Origin of the sequence: Pseudomonas sp. Root71 (genome assembly GCF_001429045.1) — a bacterium.
Taxonomy (GTDB): domain Bacteria; phylum Pseudomonadota; class Gammaproteobacteria; order Pseudomonadales; family Pseudomonadaceae; genus Aquipseudomonas; species Aquipseudomonas monachiensis.
In genome coordinates this window covers 131,389-149,594 of the sequence record NZ_LMHY01000002.1, presented here as the reverse complement: position 1 = coordinate 149,594, position 18,206 = coordinate 131,389, and the positions used below count along the sequence as shown (strand labels likewise).

Annotated in this window: 14 protein-coding genes; 9 read left to right on the top strand and 5 right to left on the bottom strand. The window is 59.8% G+C overall.

The window, feature by feature from the left end:
- Window positions 1–10 precede the first annotated feature (10 nt).
- The 5 genes from kdgD to ASD95_RS03865 form a co-directional block, all read right to left on the bottom strand.
- Window positions 11–922, bottom strand: a complete 912-nt coding sequence (kdgD, locus tag ASD95_RS03885; RefSeq protein WP_056728312.1) for a 5-dehydro-4-deoxyglucarate dehydratase — start codon at window positions 920–922, stop codon at window positions 11–13.
- Between the two features lie 349 nt (window positions 923–1,271).
- Window positions 1,272–2,021, bottom strand: coding sequence for a FadR/GntR family transcriptional regulator (locus tag ASD95_RS03880; protein WP_177336501.1), 750 nt, complete (start codon window positions 2,019–2,021; stop codon window positions 1,272–1,274).
- Window positions 2,022–2,192: 171 nt separating this feature from the next.
- Complete coding sequence (locus ASD95_RS03875) at window positions 2,193–3,920, bottom strand: ABC transporter ATP-binding protein/permease (protein ID WP_056728306.1); 1,728 nt, start codon at window positions 3,918–3,920, stop codon at window positions 2,193–2,195.
- A gap of 97 nt (window positions 3,921–4,017) precedes the next feature.
- On the bottom strand, window positions 4,018–4,578 hold the full coding sequence (locus ASD95_RS03870; protein ID WP_007973041.1) for a response regulator transcription factor: 561 nt from the start codon (window positions 4,576–4,578) through the stop codon (window positions 4,018–4,020).
- Complete coding sequence (locus ASD95_RS03865; RefSeq protein WP_056728304.1) at window positions 4,571–5,833, bottom strand: ATP-binding protein; 1,263 nt, start codon at window positions 5,831–5,833, stop codon at window positions 4,571–4,573. The genes ASD95_RS03870 and ASD95_RS03865 overlap by 8 nt, the downstream gene beginning before the upstream one ends.
- A 318-nt stretch (window positions 5,834–6,151) precedes the next feature.
- On the opposite strand from ASD95_RS03865, the gene ASD95_RS03860 reads away from it, so the two are divergent.
- The 9 genes from ASD95_RS03860 to ASD95_RS03820 all read left to right on the top strand — a co-directional run bounded on the left by ASD95_RS03860 (window position 6,152) and on the right by ASD95_RS03820 (window position 18,090).
- Entirely contained in the window at window positions 6,152–6,868 is a 717-nt protein-coding gene (locus tag ASD95_RS03860; RefSeq protein WP_056728302.1) for an SIMPL domain-containing protein, read from the top strand.
- A 446-nt stretch (window positions 6,869–7,314) separates the two neighbouring features.
- Window positions 7,315–8,940, top strand: a complete 1,626-nt coding sequence (locus ASD95_RS03855) for an ABC transporter substrate-binding protein (RefSeq protein WP_056728300.1) — start codon at window positions 7,315–7,317, stop codon at window positions 8,938–8,940.
- A 302-nt stretch (window positions 8,941–9,242) separates the two neighbouring features.
- The gene (locus tag ASD95_RS03850) at window positions 9,243–10,844 is read left to right on the top strand and encodes an ABC transporter substrate-binding protein (protein ID WP_056728299.1); all 1,602 of its coding nucleotides are present in this window, start codon (window positions 9,243–9,245) and stop codon (window positions 10,842–10,844) included.
- Between the two features lie 174 nt (window positions 10,845–11,018).
- Complete coding sequence (locus tag ASD95_RS03845; protein WP_056728298.1) at window positions 11,019–12,452, top strand: OprD family porin; 1,434 nt, start codon at window positions 11,019–11,021, stop codon at window positions 12,450–12,452.
- 78 nt (window positions 12,453–12,530) lie between these two features.
- The gene (locus ASD95_RS03840) at window positions 12,531–14,126 is read left to right on the top strand and encodes an ABC transporter substrate-binding protein (protein WP_056728297.1); all 1,596 of its coding nucleotides are present in this window, start codon (window positions 12,531–12,533) and stop codon (window positions 14,124–14,126) included.
- A 72-nt stretch (window positions 14,127–14,198) separates the two neighbouring features.
- The gene (locus ASD95_RS03835) at window positions 14,199–15,209 is read left to right on the top strand and encodes an ABC transporter permease subunit (RefSeq protein ID WP_056728294.1); all 1,011 of its coding nucleotides are present in this window, start codon (window positions 14,199–14,201) and stop codon (window positions 15,207–15,209) included.
- 10 nt (window positions 15,210–15,219) lie between these two features.
- Window positions 15,220–16,131 (top strand): ABC transporter permease subunit, encoded by a 912-nt coding sequence (locus ASD95_RS03830; protein ID WP_056728293.1) that lies wholly within the window; start codon window positions 15,220–15,222, stop codon window positions 16,129–16,131.
- 10 nt (window positions 16,132–16,141) lie between these two features.
- Window positions 16,142–17,110: an ABC transporter ATP-binding protein gene (locus tag ASD95_RS03825; RefSeq protein ID WP_056728291.1), complete on the top strand. Its 969-nt coding sequence runs from the start codon at window positions 16,142–16,144 to the stop codon at window positions 17,108–17,110.
- Complete coding sequence (locus ASD95_RS03820; protein WP_056728287.1) at window positions 17,110–18,090, top strand: peptide ABC transporter ATP-binding protein; 981 nt, start codon at window positions 17,110–17,112, stop codon at window positions 18,088–18,090. The genes ASD95_RS03825 and ASD95_RS03820 overlap by 1 nt, the downstream gene beginning before the upstream one ends.
- Window positions 18,091–18,206: the final 116 nt, after the last annotated feature.

Below are 18,206 nucleotides of genomic sequence, written 5' to 3'. Positions count from 1 at the left end.
ATCGGATGTATTACTGCGCGCCCTGCTTGTCGATCAGCGCGGCGAGCATTTCGTACTCTTCGCCGGTCAGGTCGGTCAGCGGTGCACGCACAGGACCTGCGTCGTAGCCGGCAATCTTTGCCCCGGCCTTGACGATGCTCACGGCATAACCGGCCTTGCGGTTACGGATGTCCAGGTACGGCAGGAAGAAGTCGTCGATGATCTTGCCGACGGTGGCGTGATCTTCACGAGCGATCGCGTGGTAGAAGTCCATCGCGGTTTTCGGGATGAAGTTGAACACCGCCGAGGAGTAGACCGGCACGCCCAGCGCCTTGTAGGCCGCGGCGTAGACTTCGGCGGTCGGCAAGCCACCCAGGTAGCTGAAGCGATCACCGAGGCGGCGACGGATCGACACCATCAACTCGATATCACCCAGGCCATCCTTGTAGCCGATCAGGTTCGGGCAGCGCTCGGCCAGACGTTCCAGCAGCGGTGCGTTCAGGCGGCAGACGTTACGGTTGTAGACCACCACGCCGATGTTGACCGATTTGCACACGGCTTCAACGTGGGCGGCAACGCCGTCCTGGCTGGCTTCGGTCAGGTAGTGCGGCAGCAGCAACAGGCCTTTGGCGCCCAGGCGCTCGGCTTCCTGTGCGTATTCGATGGCCTGGCGGGTCGAACCGCCCACGCCGGCCAGGATTGGCACGCTGGAGGCGCAAGTGTCGACGGCCGTCTTGATGATTTCCGAATATTCGCTGGCCGCCAGAGAGAAGAACTCACCGGTACCGCCCGCGGCGAACAGAGCCGAGGCGCCGTATGGGGCCAGCCATTCGAGACGCTTGATGTAACCCGCGCGATTGAAGTCGCCCTGAGCATTGAAATCGGTAACCGGGAAAGACAGCAGACCGGAAGAGAGGATGGACTTCAGTTCTTGTGGATTCATTATTCGAACACCCTGGATAACGACGTTGTGTGAGGAAACCGTTCAGCCCGCGCTGAAGTTGTAGGTCATCGTACAACTTAAAATACAACCGTCAACTGCATTTCATCGCCGGGGGTGAAAATTGTTCGACAAGAATTCGTTGAAGTCCTGTTTTAAAGGGCTTCTTCAGGGGAGCGCAGGGAAGATCACACCTCGAAAAACAGGTGTTCAGGAGATACGTTGTCGGAAGATTGAAGCAGGAGATAAGTACAAAAGAGGCTGATCGAAGGTCTTGCGGGATGGCTTGCGGCCCCTTCGCGAGCAAGTCGAAGACGGCTTATCGGGCGACCCATCACCAAAAGCAAAAAACCTAAACCCGCTGCGCCTCAGCCTCTTCATGGGCATGACGCAACCGCTCACGGCTGTTGGTCAGGTGCAGGCGCATCGCCGCACGCGCCGCATCGGAATCCTGGCGGGCAATGGCGTCGTAGATCTCTTCGTGCTCACGGCTCAGGCGACCCATGTAGTGCTGCTGGTCGTCATGGGCCAGGCGCGCGGAGTTCAGCCGTGTGCGCGGAATGATGCTGGTACCCAGGTGGGTCATGATGTCGGTGAAATAACGGTTGCCGGTGGACAGCGCGATTTCGAGGTGGAAGGCGAAGTCCGAGGCTACGGCGTCACTGGCGTGAGCGGCGCTTTCATTCAACGCGTCGAGGGCGGCGCGCATATTGGCTAACTGTTCCGGACTACGACGTTGCGCCGCCAATCCGGCGGACTCCACTTCCAGGCTGATGCGCAGTTCCAGGATCGCCAGCACATCTCGCAAGGTCACGACGGTCGCCGGGTCGATACGGAAACCGCTCGGGCTCGGTGTGTCGAGCACGAAGGTGCCGATACCGTGGCGGGTTTCCACCTGCCCTGCCGCCTGCAAACGGGAAATCGCCTCGCGCACCACCGTACGGCTGACACCATGGGCATCCATGATGGCTGACTCGGTGGGCAACTTGTCGCCACGCTTGAGATGACCGTCGCGGATCTGCTCGGACAGCACCGTCACCAGTTCCTGAGCGAGGCTGCGGCGCTTGCGTGGGAGACGTGGAGCGTCGTTCGGGTTTTCCATGGTGAACATCTGTCTCGAAAAAATCGGCGGCTGAAAGCGCATCATAGCGCAACGCGGTTGTACGATCACCACCACCCCTGTAGGAGCTGCCGCAGGCTGCGATCTTTTGACTTTGATTTTTCAAGATCAAAAGATCGCAGCCTGCGGCAGCTCCTACAGGATTTGTGGTGTTTATGCGGTCACGGCCTGGTCCACCAGATGGCCATTCTCGATACGAATGTGCCGCGGGTGGAAGCGTTTCAGGCTGCTGCGATGGCCCACGCTGACAATGCTCAGCCCCGGCAACTCGTCGATCAGCGCCTGATACAGCGTGGCCTCGTCTTCTTCGTCCATCGCCGAGGTGGCTTCGTCCATGTACAGCCATTGTGGTGCATAAAGCAGCGCACGGGCGAAGGCCAGGCGCTGCTGCTCCCCCGGTGACAACATGCGCTGCCAGTGATTGGCTTCGTCGAGACGGGCAATCAGGTGCGGCAGGCGGCAGGTTTCCAGCACCTGCGCGTAGCGTTCGTTCGGATAGGTATCGCCGGGCTGTGGATAACTGAGGACATCACGCAGGGTACCAATCGGCAAATACGGTTTTTGCGGCAGGAACAGGTAGCGCGCCGATGGCAGACGAATACTGCCGTGGCCGGTCGGCCACAGATGTCCCATCGCCCGCAGCAGCGTCGACTTGCCGCTGCCGGAACGACCGCTGAGCATCACACGCTCGCCCTCCTCCACGGTCATGTCGGCGTTGGACAGCAGGTGGCGACCGTCAGTCAGGTCGAGGCCGAGGTTGTGCACCTTCAGCACCGAGCCCGAATTCTGTACGTCGATGGCCGGCGCACGCTCTTCGTTATCACGCATGGCCTGGTGGAAGCTCAACAGACGATCGCAGGTGGCGCGCCAGGAAGCGAGGCTCTGGTAGGCACTGATAAACCAGCTGAAGCTTTCCTGCACGTTGCCGAACGCCGAGCTGATTTGCATCAGCTCGCCCAGTTCGATCTTGCCGGAAAGGTAACGCGGGGCGGCAACCATGAAAGGGAAGATAATGGCGGCCTGGCTGTAACCGGCGGTGAAGAACGTCAGGCGCTTGGACACTTTCATGATGTCCCAGAAGTTATGCCAGACCATCCCGAAGCGATCACTCAACCGACGATTCTCGTTCGGCTCGCCGTTGTACAACGCGATACTTTCGGCATTCTCGCGAATTCGCACCATTGAGAAACGCAGGTCGGCTTCGAAGCGTTGTTGCTGGTTGTTCAGGCCGATCAGGCGACGACCGATCAAATGCGTCAGCCAACTGCCGACCACCGCATAAACCAGCACGCACCAGAACATGTAGCCGGGAATGGTGATGCCGAATACCTCAATGCTGCCCGACACGCCCCACAGAATGATCGAGAACGACACCAGGCTGACGATATTGCGCAGCAGCCCGATACCCAGCTCAAGGGTGTTGGAGGTGAAGTTGTTGAGGTCTTCGGAAATCCGCTGGTCCGGGTTATCGGTGTAACCGCCCTGCTCCAGCTGGTAGTAATTCTTGTCGGCGAGCCAGCGTGCAAAGTGCTTTTCGGTGAGCCATGCCCGCCAGCGGATTGTCAGCATTTGCGTCAGGTACAGCCGGTACACCGCGCCGACGATCGCCACCGCCGCAATCGCGCAGAAGTACAGGATCAGTTGCCAGAACGCGGCCTCGTCCTTCTTTTGCAGGGCGTTGTAGAAGTCCTTGTACCAGGTGTTGAACCACACCGAGATCCCCACGCTGATCAGCGACAGCGCTATCACCGCGATCAGCAGCGTCCAGGCCTTGGCCTTCTCTTCACTGCGCCAGTAAGGCGTGATCATCGCCCACACTTTGCGAAAAAACTGCCCGCGCACGGCGTCGTTGACCGCGGAATACTCAGCGTTCTGATTCATGGATAAGGCTCGATAGAGAAAAGTACGCACACGAACCGATCATAGATGATCGGTCCGGTTTGTCGCGAGATACGGCCCGCATTCATTCAGCGCAGGTTCAGCGGCGAACGGGACGCTTCTGCAGTTTGCGCTGCAGGGTGCGGCGGTGCATGCCCAGGGCACGGGCCGTGGCGGAGATGTTGCCTTCGTGTTCAGTCAGCACGCGCTGGATGTGCTCCCACTGCAGGCGGTCCACGGACATCGGGTTTTCCGGCACCAGGCTGTCGAGGTCGGCGTGCTCGGACAGCAGCGCCGCCAGCACGTCGTCGGCGTCGGCCGGCTTGCACAGGTAGTTGCAGGCACCACGCTTGATCGCCTCGACGGCGGTGGCAATGCTCGAGTAACCGGTGAGGATCACCACGCGCATTTCCGGGTCCATTTCCAGCAACTTGGGCAGCAGTACCAGGCCGGAATCGCCGTCCATCTTCAGGTCCAGGGCGGCATAATCCGGCAGATCGGCCTTGGCCAGCTCCAGGCCTTCCTCGGCGGAACCGGCAGTGCTGACGCGAAAACCGCGGCGGGCCATGGCGCGGGCCATGACGCGGGTGAATGTGGCGTCGTCATCGACCAGCAACAAATGTGGCAGTTCTTCGCCTTCGACTTGGATCTCTTCACTCATGTTCGTTTCCTCGGGCGACACGGGGCAGGCGCAGCTCGGTGAGCGTGCCACCTTCCTCATGACTGTAGAGTTTCACTGAGCCGCCGGCGCGTGTCACGCTGGCCTTGCTCAAAAACAGGCCCAGGCCGAAGCCTTTGCCCTTGGTGGTAAAAAACGGTTTGCCGATTTGCTCGGCGATGGCCAGAGGCACGCCAGCGCCATGGTCACGAATGCTGATGGTCAGGTTTTCCCAATCCCAGTCCAGCGTCACTTGCAGCCCTTCGGGGCAGGCATCGGCAGCGTTGTTCAACAGATTCAACAAAGCCTGGGTCAGGTCCGGCGGCGGCGCCATGCGCGGGACCGGGCCCTGGCCGAGGCGCTGGAAGCGATAACTGGCTTCCGGGCGCATCAGGTGCCAGCGATTGAGGGCTTCATCGAGCCAATCGGTGACGTCCTGCATCTCCACCGCCAACCGGCGATTGGCCTCGGCGGCGCGCACCAGTTGCTGCAAGGTTTGCTTGCACAACTTGACCTGATCCTGCAGCACGCTCAGGTCGTCCTGCAACATCGGATCATGATGATCCTGACGCATTTCCTTGAGTAGCACACTCATGGTCGCCAGCGGCGTGCCCAGTTCATGGGCCGCGCCGGCGGCCTGGGTGGCGACGGCCAGCAGTTGCTGATCGCGCAGGCCTTCTTCGCGACGAATGGCGCGCAACTCTTCCTGGCGACGCAGTTCTTCGGCCATGCGCGCGGCGAAGAAGGTGATCACCGCAGCCGCGAGGGCAAAGCTCAACCACATCCCATAGACCTGCAGGTTTTCCCGAGCGATCGGGAAGGTTTGCAGCGGGTAGAACTGCGCCAGCAACAGCGTGTACATCGTCAGCGCAATACCCGACAGGATCACCGAATAACGCCATGGCAACGTTACCGCGGCAATGGTCAGCGGCACCAGGTAATAGGAGACGAAGGGGTTGGTCGAGCCACCGGAGAAATACAGCAGCGCACTGTGGATAAACAGGTCGCAGGCCAGTTGCACGGCGTATTCGAGCTCGGTCACCGGCCACGAAGTGCGCAGGCGAATGGCCGTGAACACGCACAGCAGCATTGAACATGCGAGCGTCGCAGCCAGTTGAAACCAGGGCAGTGGCAGCAATTCGAGCCAGTAGGCCAGGCCAACGGAACCGGCCTGGGCGGCCAGCACCAACGTGCGGATGAACGTCAGCCGCCAGAGGTTCTGGCGAGTGGCGGAAGTGATTTGAACGGGGGCGAGCATGAGCTCTCCTGATGAGCGCTCCAGGCGGATCGCAGGGAGTATAACCAAGCCCGGGGGCTGACAGGCAAAAGTGCGGCAAACGGCCACATGGCAGGAAGGCCTGCAGCGTCTATGAGGCCGCTTTCGCGAGCAAGCTCGCTCCCACATTGGAATGCGGTCAACTGTGGGAGCGAGCTTGCTCGCGATTGGCTGCGAAGCAGCCACCTGTGCACCATCTGTATAGAAGTTGTAACTGTGCGAACCGGAGCATAAAAGCTAGAGTCTGATGGTTTCACGCAGGCCTGGATCATACCCCTGCGCACCTTTCAAGGAGCCTTCATGCACACATTCCGCCGCAGCGCCGCCCTCCTCGCCCTGAGCGTTGGCACCGTCGCCAGCCTCCCGGCCCTGGCAGCCGACGAGCTTCATTACAACCAGATTTCCCTGCGCGCCGAAGTCAGTCAGGAAGTGGCCCGCGACCTGATGATCGTGACCCTCTACACCGAAGAACAGAACACCGACCCGGCCAAACTCGCCGCCGATGTCAGCACCACCATGAATAAGGCGCTGGCCCAGGCCAAGCAAGTCAAGAACATCACCCAGCGCCAGGGCAGTCGCAACAGCTACCCGATCTACGACACCAAGGGCCAGAAAATCACCGGCTGGCGCGAGCGTGCCGAATTGCGCCTGGAAAGCTCGGACTTCGCTGCGCTGTCGAAGCTGACCGGCGAACTGCTCACCGACCTGAAAATGGGCGGCATGGACTTCGCCATCGCCACCCCGACCCGCAAGGCCAGCGAAGACGCCCTGCTCAAGGATGCCGTGACCGCGTTCAAGGCCCGCGCCCAGCTTGCGACTGATGCTCTGGGCGGCAAGAGCTACAAAATCGTCAACCTGAACCTCAACAGCAACGGTTATCCACAGCCTTACATGCGCGCGCCAATGATGATGAAAGCCGCCGCCATGGACAGCGCACCGGTGACGCCGGATGTCGAGGCCGGTACCAGCCAGGTCAGCATGACCGCCGATGGCTCGATTGAAGTGCTGATGCCTTGAATCGATAGCCCGTAAACAAAAACGGCGATCATAAAAATGATCGCCGTTTTTTTTGGCAGTTTTCAGGCATGAGCTATAACTGGATAGGTCCACCCGAGAAAAGACGTCGATTGGCCACTATCGGTGCAACAATAACCACTCTTATTCACGCCATGCCCACCCCACAATCCGGGGTATGAATAAGTAACACCCCGCCCCACGCAGGAGCAACCCGAGTCAGGAACGCACTCTAAAAGTGCGTCATTTGCACCGTAAAAATGCTGCGCAAACGGTCAAATGCGTCAGCAATTATACAAATGCGACATTAAGGTACGTTCGTGCCACCGTTTAAGGCCTGTAGTCGCTCTGGATCTTGCATTGGGTATGGCCCCTGCATAAGTATCCGCAGGCACGACTCACGAGGTCGTCCTCTAATTCCAAAAATGACAACAAATCATGAGGCCACCATGCTTAAACACGCGGTCATTCCGTTCTTAGTTGGCGCAAGCTTGTTAGCCAGCGCACCGTTCGCCCAAGCAGCGACTAACCTGGTGTTCTGCTCCGAAGGGAGCCCGGCCGGTTTCGATCCAGGTCAATACACCACCGGAACCGACTTCGACGCCTCTGCAGAAACCATGTTCAACCGCCTGACGCAGTTCGAGCGCGGCGGCACCGCGGTAATTCCTGGACTGGCGACCAGCTGGGACGTCTCCGATGACGGCCTGACCTACACCTTCCACCTGCGTGAAGGCGTCAAGTTCCATACCACGCCGTACTTCAAGCCAACTCGTGAGTTCAACGCCGACGACGTGCTGTTCACCTTTAATCGCATGATTAACAAGGATGACCCGTTCCGCAAAGCGTACCCGACCGAATTCCCGTACTTCACTGACATGGGGATGGATACCAACATCACCAAGATCGATAAAGTCGACGACAAGACTGTCAAGTTCACCCTCAAGGACGTTGATGCCGCGTTCATCCAGAACATGGCCATGAGCTTCGCCTCGATCCAGTCCGCCGAGTACGCTGCCCAGCTGCTCAAGGAAGGCAAGGCCGCCGACATCAACCAGAAGCCGGTTGGTACTGGCCCGTTCGTGTTCAAGAGCTACCAGAAAGACTCCAACATCCGCTACACCGGGAACAAGGACTACTGGAAGCCTGACGACGTGAAGATCGACAACCTGATCTTCGCCATCACCACCGACCCATCGGTACGTATCCAGAAGCTGAAGAAGAACGAGTGCCAGGTCACCCTGTTCCCTCGTCCGGCCGACCTGAAGGCACTGCGCGAAGACAAGACCCTGAAGCTGCCTGACCAGGCTGGTTTCAACCTCGGTTACATCGCCTACAACGTGATGCCCAAGGTCAAGGGACAAACCGATGCGAACCCGCTGGCTGACCTGAAGGTACGCCAGGCAATGGACATGGCGGTCAACAAGCAACAGATCATCGACTCCGTGTACCAGGGCGCCGGCCAACTGGCCGTCAACGCCATGCCTCCAACCCAGTGGTCCTACGACACCACCATCAAGGATGCGCCGTACAACCCTGAGAAAGCCAAAGAGCTGCTCAAGGAAGCCGGCGTCAAAGAGGGCACCGAAATCGTTCTCTGGGCGATGCCGGTACAGCGTCCTTACAACCCGAACGCCAAGCTGATGGCAGAAATGCTGCAGTCCGACTGGTCCAAGATCGGCCTCAAGGTCAAGATCCAGAGCTACGAGTGGGGCGAGTACATCAAGCGCTCCAAAGGTGGCGAGAACCAGGCGATGCTGATTGGCTGGAGCGGTGACAATGGTGATCCGGACAACTGGCTGAACGTTCTGTTCGGCTGCGACTCGCTGGAAGGCAACAACTTCTCCAAATGGTGCGACAAGAAGTTTGACGACATCGTCAAGCAAGCCAAGCGCACTTCGGACCAAGGCAAACGCACCGAACTGTACAAACAGGCGCAACACGTCCTCAAGGATGCCGTGCCTATGACACCTATCGCTCACTCGACGGTGTTCCAACCCATGCGCGCCAACGTGCAGGACTTCAAGATCAGCCCATTTGGCTTGAACTCCTTCTACGGCGTCAGCGTCAGCAAATAAGATTTTGCAACGGCGACGTTCCTGACGTCGCCGTTGCTTTATCTTCCGAGAAAGCAGGAATTCGCCTACATCCTAATCCGCAGCTGACTACAGCATCGGGCGAGGACGCGTTGCCATTTCCTACGAGTCTTTAGGACTCTACGCATTTACTGCCGGACCCATGGCTCATACCGTCGGGATCTGACCAGTGCACGCGTGGGTCATCGGTTACTGCTGTGTGCATGGTTTGAAATCAGTGATGCCTCTACGTCCGCGCACGGGACGGCGGCTCATTGACAACATTTGAGAGAAAAGGAAGCGTTATGCGCCATACCCTGGTTTTATCCGCTTTGCTGGGCACCGGTCTGTTGGGCGCCACTTCCATCAGCCAGGCCGCCAACAACAGCCTGGTGTTCTGCTCCGAAGGCAGCCCCGCCGGTTTCGACACGGCGCAGTACACCACTGCGACTGACAACGACGCCGCCGAGCCGCTATACAACCGATTGGCAGAGTTTGAAAAAGGCGCGACCAACGTCGTACCGGGCCTGGCCACGAGCTGGGATATTTCCGAGGACGGCCTCAAATACACCTTCCACCTGCGCGAAGGGGTGAAGTTTCATACCACCAAATACTTCACGCCGACCCGGGACTTCAACGCCGATGACGTGTTGTTCACGTTCAATCGCATGCTCGACCCGCAACAACCTTTCCGTAAGGCTTATCCGACAGAGTTTCCGTACTTCAACGGCATGAGCCTGAACAAGAACATCGCCAAGGTCGAAAAGACCGGGCCGCTGACCGTGGTCTTTACGCTCAATAGCGTGGACGCCGCGTTCATCCAGAACATCGCCATGAGCTTCGCCGCCATCCTTTCGGCCGAATACGCCGACAAGCTGCTGGCCGAGGGCAAGCCGAGCGACATCAACCAGAAGCCGATCGGCACCGGGCCGTTCGTGTTCAAGAGCTACCAGAAAGACTCGAACATCCGTTACACCGGCAACCAGCATTACTGGGACCCGAGCCGGGTCAAGCTCGACAACCTGATTTTCGCCATCAACACCGACGCCTCGGTGCGCGTGCAGAAACTCAAGGCCGGCGAGTGCCAGATCACCTTGCATCCACGCCCTGCCGATGTAACCGCGCTGAAGAGCGACCCGGCCCTGCAACTGATCGAGAAGCCTGGCTTCAACCTCGGCTACATCGCCTACAACGTGCGCCACAAACCCTTCGACCAGCTCGAAGTGCGCCAGGCGCTGGACATGGCGGTGAACAAGCAAGGCATTCTCAATGCCGTCTACCAGGGCGCGGGGCAACTGGCGGTCAACGCCATGCCGCCAACCCAATGGTCCTACGACGACACGATCAAGGACGCCGCCTACAACCCGGAAAAAGCCAAGGAGCTGCTCAAGGCTGCTGGCGTCAAGGAAGGTACCGAGATCACCCTCTGGGCCATGCCAGTCCAGCGTCCGTACAACCCCAACGCCAAGTTGATGGCCGAGATGCTCCAGGCTGACTGGGCGAAGATCGGCCTCAAGGTCAAGATCGTCAGCTATGAGTGGGGCGAGTACATCAAGCGCACCAAGAATGGCGAGCACGACATCAGCCTGATCGGCTGGACCGGTGACAACGGTGATCCGGACAACTGGCTGGGCACGCTCTACAGCTGCGACGCCATTGGCGGCAACAACTACTCGATGTGGTGTGATCCGGCCTACGACAAGCTGATCAAGCAGGCCAAGGTCGTCACCGACCGTGAACAGCGCACCCTGCTCTACAAACAGGCGCAGCAGTACCTCAAGCAGCAGGTACCGATCACGCCGGTCGCCCACTCAACGGTCAACCAGCCGCTGAGCGCCAAAATCGAAGGGTTCAAGGTGAGCCCGTTCGGTCGCAATGTTTTCTCGGGTGTCAGCATCGAAAAATAACCGATTAGCCAGAAATGCCGGGGGGCGGATTTTCCGCCCTCACGCAGACGCTTTGCCGTCTTTTGTCAATTTGGCCGACAGCAAACGTTTGCGATGCCTTGAATGAGTTCTAAACCAATAGCCGGATCACAAAAAAAGACCGGCATAAAAAAAAGAAAGTAAGGAGCTTTACCCATGAAACTGAGCAGCACCGCGTTATTGGCCTTGGCCATCAGCAGCGTAACCGCCACGGCTTACGCAGAAACCCAAAGCCAGGCTTTCACCCCGGTTACCGTGAACGAGAAAAACGCCCAGAGCGAAGCCACTGGCTTTGTCGAAGGCCAGTCGATCACCGGCACCACGCGTAACTGGTACGCCAATGAGCAACTGCACCGCGGCGCCAAATTCGCCTACAAAAAAGACGGCGTTTCGACCCCGACCGATCGCCGGATCAACTGGGTCCAGGGCACCATCCTCAAGTACAACTCGGGCTTCACCGAAGGCACCGTGGGCTTCAGCACTGAAGTGGCGGCGTACAACGCCATCGCCCTGGACCAGGACCGCAAAGACCTGGCGTCGAACAACGGCGGCGCACCAGGCAGTCGTCCAGGCGCGGGCAACAACCGTACCCTGACCAAAGAGGGCGGCGACGCTCAAGGCCAGTGGAGCAAACTGGGCCTGGCCAACGTCAAGGCCCGTGTTTCCAACAGCACCCTGACCGCCGGCCGCATGAACTTCAGCAGCCCGATGGTCGACGTAATCGGTAACCGTGCACTGCCTTCAAGCTTCCAGGGCGTGGCCCTGCACAGCGAAGAGCTGAACAACCTGGCCTTCGACCTGGCCACCTTCGACCGCAACTCACCGCGTACCGAAGAAAGCCAGCGCAAATTCCGCACCGAATACGCCAACGGCATCGTCGAAACCGACCACGTTCACACCGGCGGTATCACCTACACCCCATTTGCCAGCCTGACCACCAGCCTCTGGGCGACCCAGGCTGAAGACATCTGGAACCAGTACTACTTCGGCGCCTCCCACGTACTGGGCGACAGCCAGGTATTGAGCCTGACCACCGGCCTGAACTACTACAAAACCAAGGAAACCGGTAAAGCCCTGATCGGCGATATCGACAACGACACCTACTCGCTGTCGTTCGGCCTGACCCACCAGGCCCATACCCTGACCCTCTCGTATCAGGAAGTGAACGGTAACGAGTACTTCGACTACCTGCACGAAACCAACGGTATCTACCTGGCCAACTCCCTGCTGTCGGACTTCAACGGCCCGAACGAAAAATCGTTCCAGGTTGCCTACGGTCTGAACATGGCCGAATACGGCGTGCCAGGCCTGAAGTTCAACATCTACCAGGCTCGCGGCTGGGGTATCGACGGTACTCACTACACCGGCAACGGCGGCGTGGCAGGCAAGGGTTACGATGGCATCCAGTCCCAGGATGGCGAACACCACTATGAATACGGCATCGGCGCGACCTACGCCGTGCAGAGCGGCCCGCTCAAGGCCACCACGATTCGCGGCACCTACACCGCTCACCGTGCCAGCGAAAACCAGGCTGATGGCAGCATCAACGAGTTCCGTCTCGTGACCACGGTTCCGTTCAACATCCTGTAATGCCCGTGCCGAACGGCTGATTCAATGACGGATCGGCCGTTCGGCTTTTGTCCTTTAACTGATTGCAGAGGGTTCTTGATGAAAATGCTTCCCCTACGTGCGGCCATCGCGGCTGCGTTGCTCAGTGTCGCTGTTGGTGTCTCGGCCAAACCCCTGGTGGTTTGTACCGAAAACAGCCCCGAAGGCTTCGACATGGTCCAGTACACGACTGCAGTCACAGCCGATGCGGTGGCCGAAACCATCTTCAATCGCCTGGCAGACTTCAAGCCCGGTACCACCGAAGTGATTCCGGCACTGGCCGATTCCTGGGACATCAGCGAAGACGGTCTGAGCTACACGTTTCATCTGCGTAAAGGCGTCAAGTTCCACACCACCGAATACTTCAAGCCGACCCGCGACATGAATGCCGACGACGTGGTCTGGAGTTTCCAGCGCCAGCTGGACCCGAATCATCCATGGCACAAACTGTCGAGCGTGGGCTTCCCGTACTTTGAAAGCATGGGCTTCAAGGAACTGCTGAAAAGCGTCGAGAAAGTCGACGACAACACGGTCAAGTTCACCCTGACCCGTCGCGAAGCGCCGTTCCTGGCCGACATCGCCATGGCCTTCTCGTCGATCTACTCCGCCGAGTACGCCGACCAGTTGCTCAAGGCCAACAAGACCGGCGACCTGAACAACAAGCCGGTCGGCACCGGCCCGTTCGTCTTCCAGCGCTACAACAAGGACGCCCAGGTTCGCTTCAAGGCCAACCCGGACTACTTCCGAGGCAAGCCTCCGGCTGATGCGCTGATCCTGGCCATCGCCACCGACAACAACGTGCGCCTGCAGAAGCTCAAGGCCAACGAGTGCCAGGTCGCGCTGTATCCAAAACCGGATGACATTCCGAGCATCAGGAAAGACGACAAGCTGAAAGTCGATGAGCTGAATGCGATGACCGTCGCGTACATCGCCATCAACACCACGCACAAGTACCTTAGCGATGTACGGGTGCGTAAAGCCATCGACATCGCCTTCGACAAGGAAGCGGCTGTCAACGCGCTGTTCGGCAAGGGCAATGCAACAGCCGCCGTCAACCCGTTCCCGGACACCCTGCTGGGCTACAACCACACCCTGAAGAACCCGGTCCGCGATCTGGACAAGGCCCGTGCCCTGCTCAAGGAAGCCGGCGTACCGGAAGGCACCACCTTCACCCTGTTCACCCGCAACGGAGGCGGTGCAACCAACCCGAACCCGATGCTCGGTGCGCAGATGATGCAGGCCGACCTGGCCAAGGTCGGGATCAAGATCGACATTCGCGTGATGGAATGGGGCGAAATGCTCAAACGCGCGAAAAACGGCGAGCACGACATGGTTTCCGCCGGATGGGCGGGCGATAACGGCGACCCGGATAACTTCCTGACGCCTATGCTCAGTTGTGAAGCGGCCAAGAACGGCGAAAACTACGCCCGCTGGTGCAATGACAAGTTCCAGGCCCTGATCGATCAGGCCCGGGAAAAAACCGACCCGGCCGAGCGTGCAGCCCTGTACGAGCAGGCCCAGCTTATTTTCAACCAGGACCAACCGTGGATCAGCTTGGCCCACACTAGAATGTTTACCGCAATGCGCAACAACGTAGAGGGCTATCACATTAGCCCCCTGACCACGAATAACTTCGCCACCACCCAGGTGAAGTAATAAGAAAACTCCCGGCATTCCTGACCCAGGCATGCCGGGCACGCCTAACCGGCTGATGAGGTACAACACACGATGTTTAGTTTTATTGCCCGCCGACTGGGGTTATTGATCCCCACGTTCTTCGGCATCACCCTGCTGACTTTCGCGTTGATTCGCATGATCCCGGGCGACCCCGTGGAAGTCATGATGGGAGAACGCAGGGTCGATCCCGAAATGCACGCTCAGGCAATGGAACGCCTAGGTCTGAACAAACCCCTGTATGCCCAGTACCTGGATTACATCGGCAAGCTGGCCCACGGCGATCTCGGGGAATCCCTGCGTACCCGTGAAAGTGTGTGGAGCGAATTCACCTCCCTGTTCCCCGCGACCCTGGAACTGTCCATGGCCGCCCTGTTGTTCGCCGGCATCCTGGGCCTTCTGGCCGGGGTGATCGCGGCACTCAAGCGAGGATCCCTGTTCGACCATGGGGTGATGGGTGTCTCCCTGGCGGGATACTCGATGCCGATCTTCTGGTGGGGCCTGATCCTGATCATGTTCTTCTCGGTGAGCCTGGGCTGGACCCCGGTGTCCGGGCGGATCGACCTGCTCTACGACATCGAGCCGCGCACCGGCTTCATGCTGATCGACACGCTGCTGGCCGACGAGCCGGACGCCTTCTTCGACGCCCTGCACCACCTGATCCTGCCGGCCATTGTGCTCGGCACCATTCCGCTGGCAGTGATCGCGCGGATGACCCGCTCGTCGATGCTCGAAGTGCTGCGTGAAGACTACATCCGCACCGCCAAGGCCAAAGGCCTGTCGCCGGCGCGCGTCGTGTTCGTACACGGCCTGCGTAACGCGCTGATCCCGGTACTGACGGTGGTCGGCCTGCAAGTCGGCACCCTGCTGGCCGGTGCGGTCCTGACCGAAACCATCTTCTCGTGGCCCGGCATCGGCAAATGGCTGATCGAAGCCATTGGTGCCCGGGACTACCCAGTCGTACAAAACGGCATCCTGTTAATCGCCTGCCTGGTGATTCTGGTCAACTTCGTAGTGGACATCCTCTACGGTTTTGCCAACCCACGCATCCGTCATCAGCGCTGAGATCATGACCATGACCACTCCAATTCCATCGGTAGCAGTCGATCAAAGCCTGCTGTACCCGTCTCCATACAAAGAATTCTGGCAAGCGTTCTCCAAGAACAAAGGCGCCGTCGCCGGCCTGATGTTCATGCTGCTGGTGATTTTCTGCGCCATCTTCGCCCCGTGGGTTGCCCCTCACGATCCTAGCGAGCAGTACCGCGATTTCCTGCTGACCCCGCCAGCCTGGCTCGAAGGTGGGCAACTGCAGTTCCTGCTCGGTACCGATGAGCTGGGCCGCGACCTGCTGTCGCGACTGATCCAGGGTTCGCGCCTGTCGCTGCTGATCGGCTTGTCGTCGGTGGTGATGTCACTGATTCCGGGCATCCTGCTGGGCCTGTTCGCCGGGTTCTTCCCGCGCGTGCTCGGTCCGACCATCATGCGTCTGATGGACATCATGCTGGCCCTGCCGTCCCTGTTGCTGGCCGTGGCGATCGTCGCCATCCTCGGCCCTGGACTGATCAACACCGTGATCGCCATCGCCGTGGTGTCCCTGCCGTCGTACGTTCGCCTGACCCGCGCTGCGGTGATGGGCGAACTGAACCGCGACTACGTGACCGCCGCGCGCCTGGCCGGTGCCGGCTTGCCGCGCCTGATGTTCGTCACCGTGCTACCCAACTGCATGGCGCCGCTGATCGTTCAGGCCACCCTGAGCTTCTCCTCGGCGATCCTCGATGCCGCCGCACTGGGCTTCCTCGGCCTTGGCGTACAACCGCCAACCCCTGAGTGGGGCACCATGCTGGCTTCGGCCCGCGACTACATCGAACGCGCCTGGTGGGTGGTGAGCCTGCCTGGTTTGACCATTTTGCTCAGCGTGCTGGCAATCAACCTGATGGGCGACGGCCTGCGCGATGCGCTGGACCCGAAACTCAAGAACGCCGCCTGAGGAGATTCCCATGTCACTGCTAGAAATCAAGAATCTCAACGTTCGCTTCGGCGACAAAAACGCCACGCCAGTGGTCGATGGCCTCGACCTGAAAGTGGACAAGGGCGAAGTGCTGGCCATCGTTGGCGAGTCCGGCTCCGGCAAATCCGTGACCATGATGGCGCTGATGGGCCTGATCGAGCATCCGGGGATCGTCACCGCTGACGCCCTGAACTTCGACGGCAAGAACATGCTCAAGCTCAACAATCGTCAGCGTCGACAGATCGTCGGTAAAGACCTGTCCATGGTCTTCCAGGATCCGATGACCGCGCTGAACCCGAGCTACACCGTCGGCTTCCAGATTGAAGAAGTGCTGCGCCTGCACCTGAAAATGTCCGGCAAGGCGGCCCGCAAACGCGCCATCGAACTGCTGGAAAAAGTCGAGATCCCGGGTGCCGCCAGCCGTATGGACGCTTACCCGCATCAACTGTCCGGTGGCATGAGCCAGCGTGTCGCGATTGCCATGGCGATTGCCGGCGAACCGAAACTGCTGATCGCCGACGAACCGACCACGGCGCTGGACGTGACCATCCAGGCACAGATCATGGACCTGCTGCTGGCGTTGCAGAAAGAGCAGAACATGGGCTTGGTGCTGATCACCCACGACCTCGCCGTCGTGGCCGAAACCGCCCAGCGCGTGTGCGTGATGTACGCCGGCCAGGCGGTCGAAGTCGGTCAGGTGCCGCAACTGTTCGACATCCCGGCGCACCCGTATAGCGAAGCGCTGCTCAAGGCGATTCCGGAACACAGCCTCGGCGCCGCGCGTTTGTCGACCCTGCCGGGCATCGTGCCCGGTCGCTACGACCGTCCGCAGGGTTGCCTGCTGTCGCCGCGCTGCCCGTACGTGAAAGACAACTGCCGTCAACAACGTCCGGCCCTTGACCAGAAAAGCAACAGCCTCGCTCGCTGCTTCTACCCGCTGAACCAGGAGGTGGCGTAATGGCCGTCGTTCTTACCGCCCGCGACCTGACCCGTCACTACGAGGTGTCCCGAGGCCTGTTCAAGGGGCACGCCACCGTGCGCGCCCTCAACGGCGTGTCGTTCGAACTGGAAGCCGGCAAGACCCTCGCTGTCGTCGGCGAGTCGGGTTGCGGCAAGTCCACCCTGGCACGTGCCCTGACCCTGATCGAAGAACCGTCCTCCGGCTCCTTGAAAATCGCCGGGCAGGAAGTTGCCGGGGCCGACAAGGCCCAGCGCAAGCAACTGCGCAAAGACGTGCAGATGGTGTTCCAGAGCCCGTACGCCTCGTTGAACCCACGGCAGAAAGTCGGTGATCAGCTTGCAGAACCGCTTCTGATCAACACCAGCCTGAGCGCCTCCGAACGTCGCGAGAAAGTCCAGGCGATGATGAAGCAGGTGGGCTTGCGTCCCGAGCACTATCAGCGTTATCCGCATATGTTCTCCGGCGGCCAGCGCCAGCGGATCGCCCTGGCCCGGGCGATGATGCTGCAACCGAAAGTGCTGGTGGCGGACGAACCGACCTCGGCGCTGGACGTGTCGATTCAGGCGCAGGTGCTCAACCTGTTCATGGATTTGCAGCAAGAGTTCAACACCGCCTACGTGTTCATCTCCCACAACCTGGCAGTGGTACGCCACGTTGCCGACCACGTGATGGTGATGTACCTCGGTCGTCCGGTGGAAATGGGCACGAAAGAGGACATTTATTCACGCCCTCTGCACCCCTACACCCAGGCGCTACTGTCGGCGACGCCGGCCATCCACCCGGATCCGGACAAGCCAAAAATCAAGATCGTCGGTGAGCTACCCAACCCGCTGAACCCGCCGTCCGGCTGCGCCTTCCACAAGCGCTGCCCGTACGCCACCGAGCGTTGCAGCACTGAAGAGCCGGCCCTGCGCCTGCTCGACAACCGCCAGGTGGCTTGCCACTACGCCGAGCAATTCCTCGACGGCGCGGCATAAAAAATGTGGGAGCGGGCTTGCTCGCGAAGGCGTCATTCCAGTCAACATCAATGTCGACTGACAGATCGCTTTCGTCGGAACGCCGCCCGGAGCAAGCCCGCTCCCACAGGGATTGA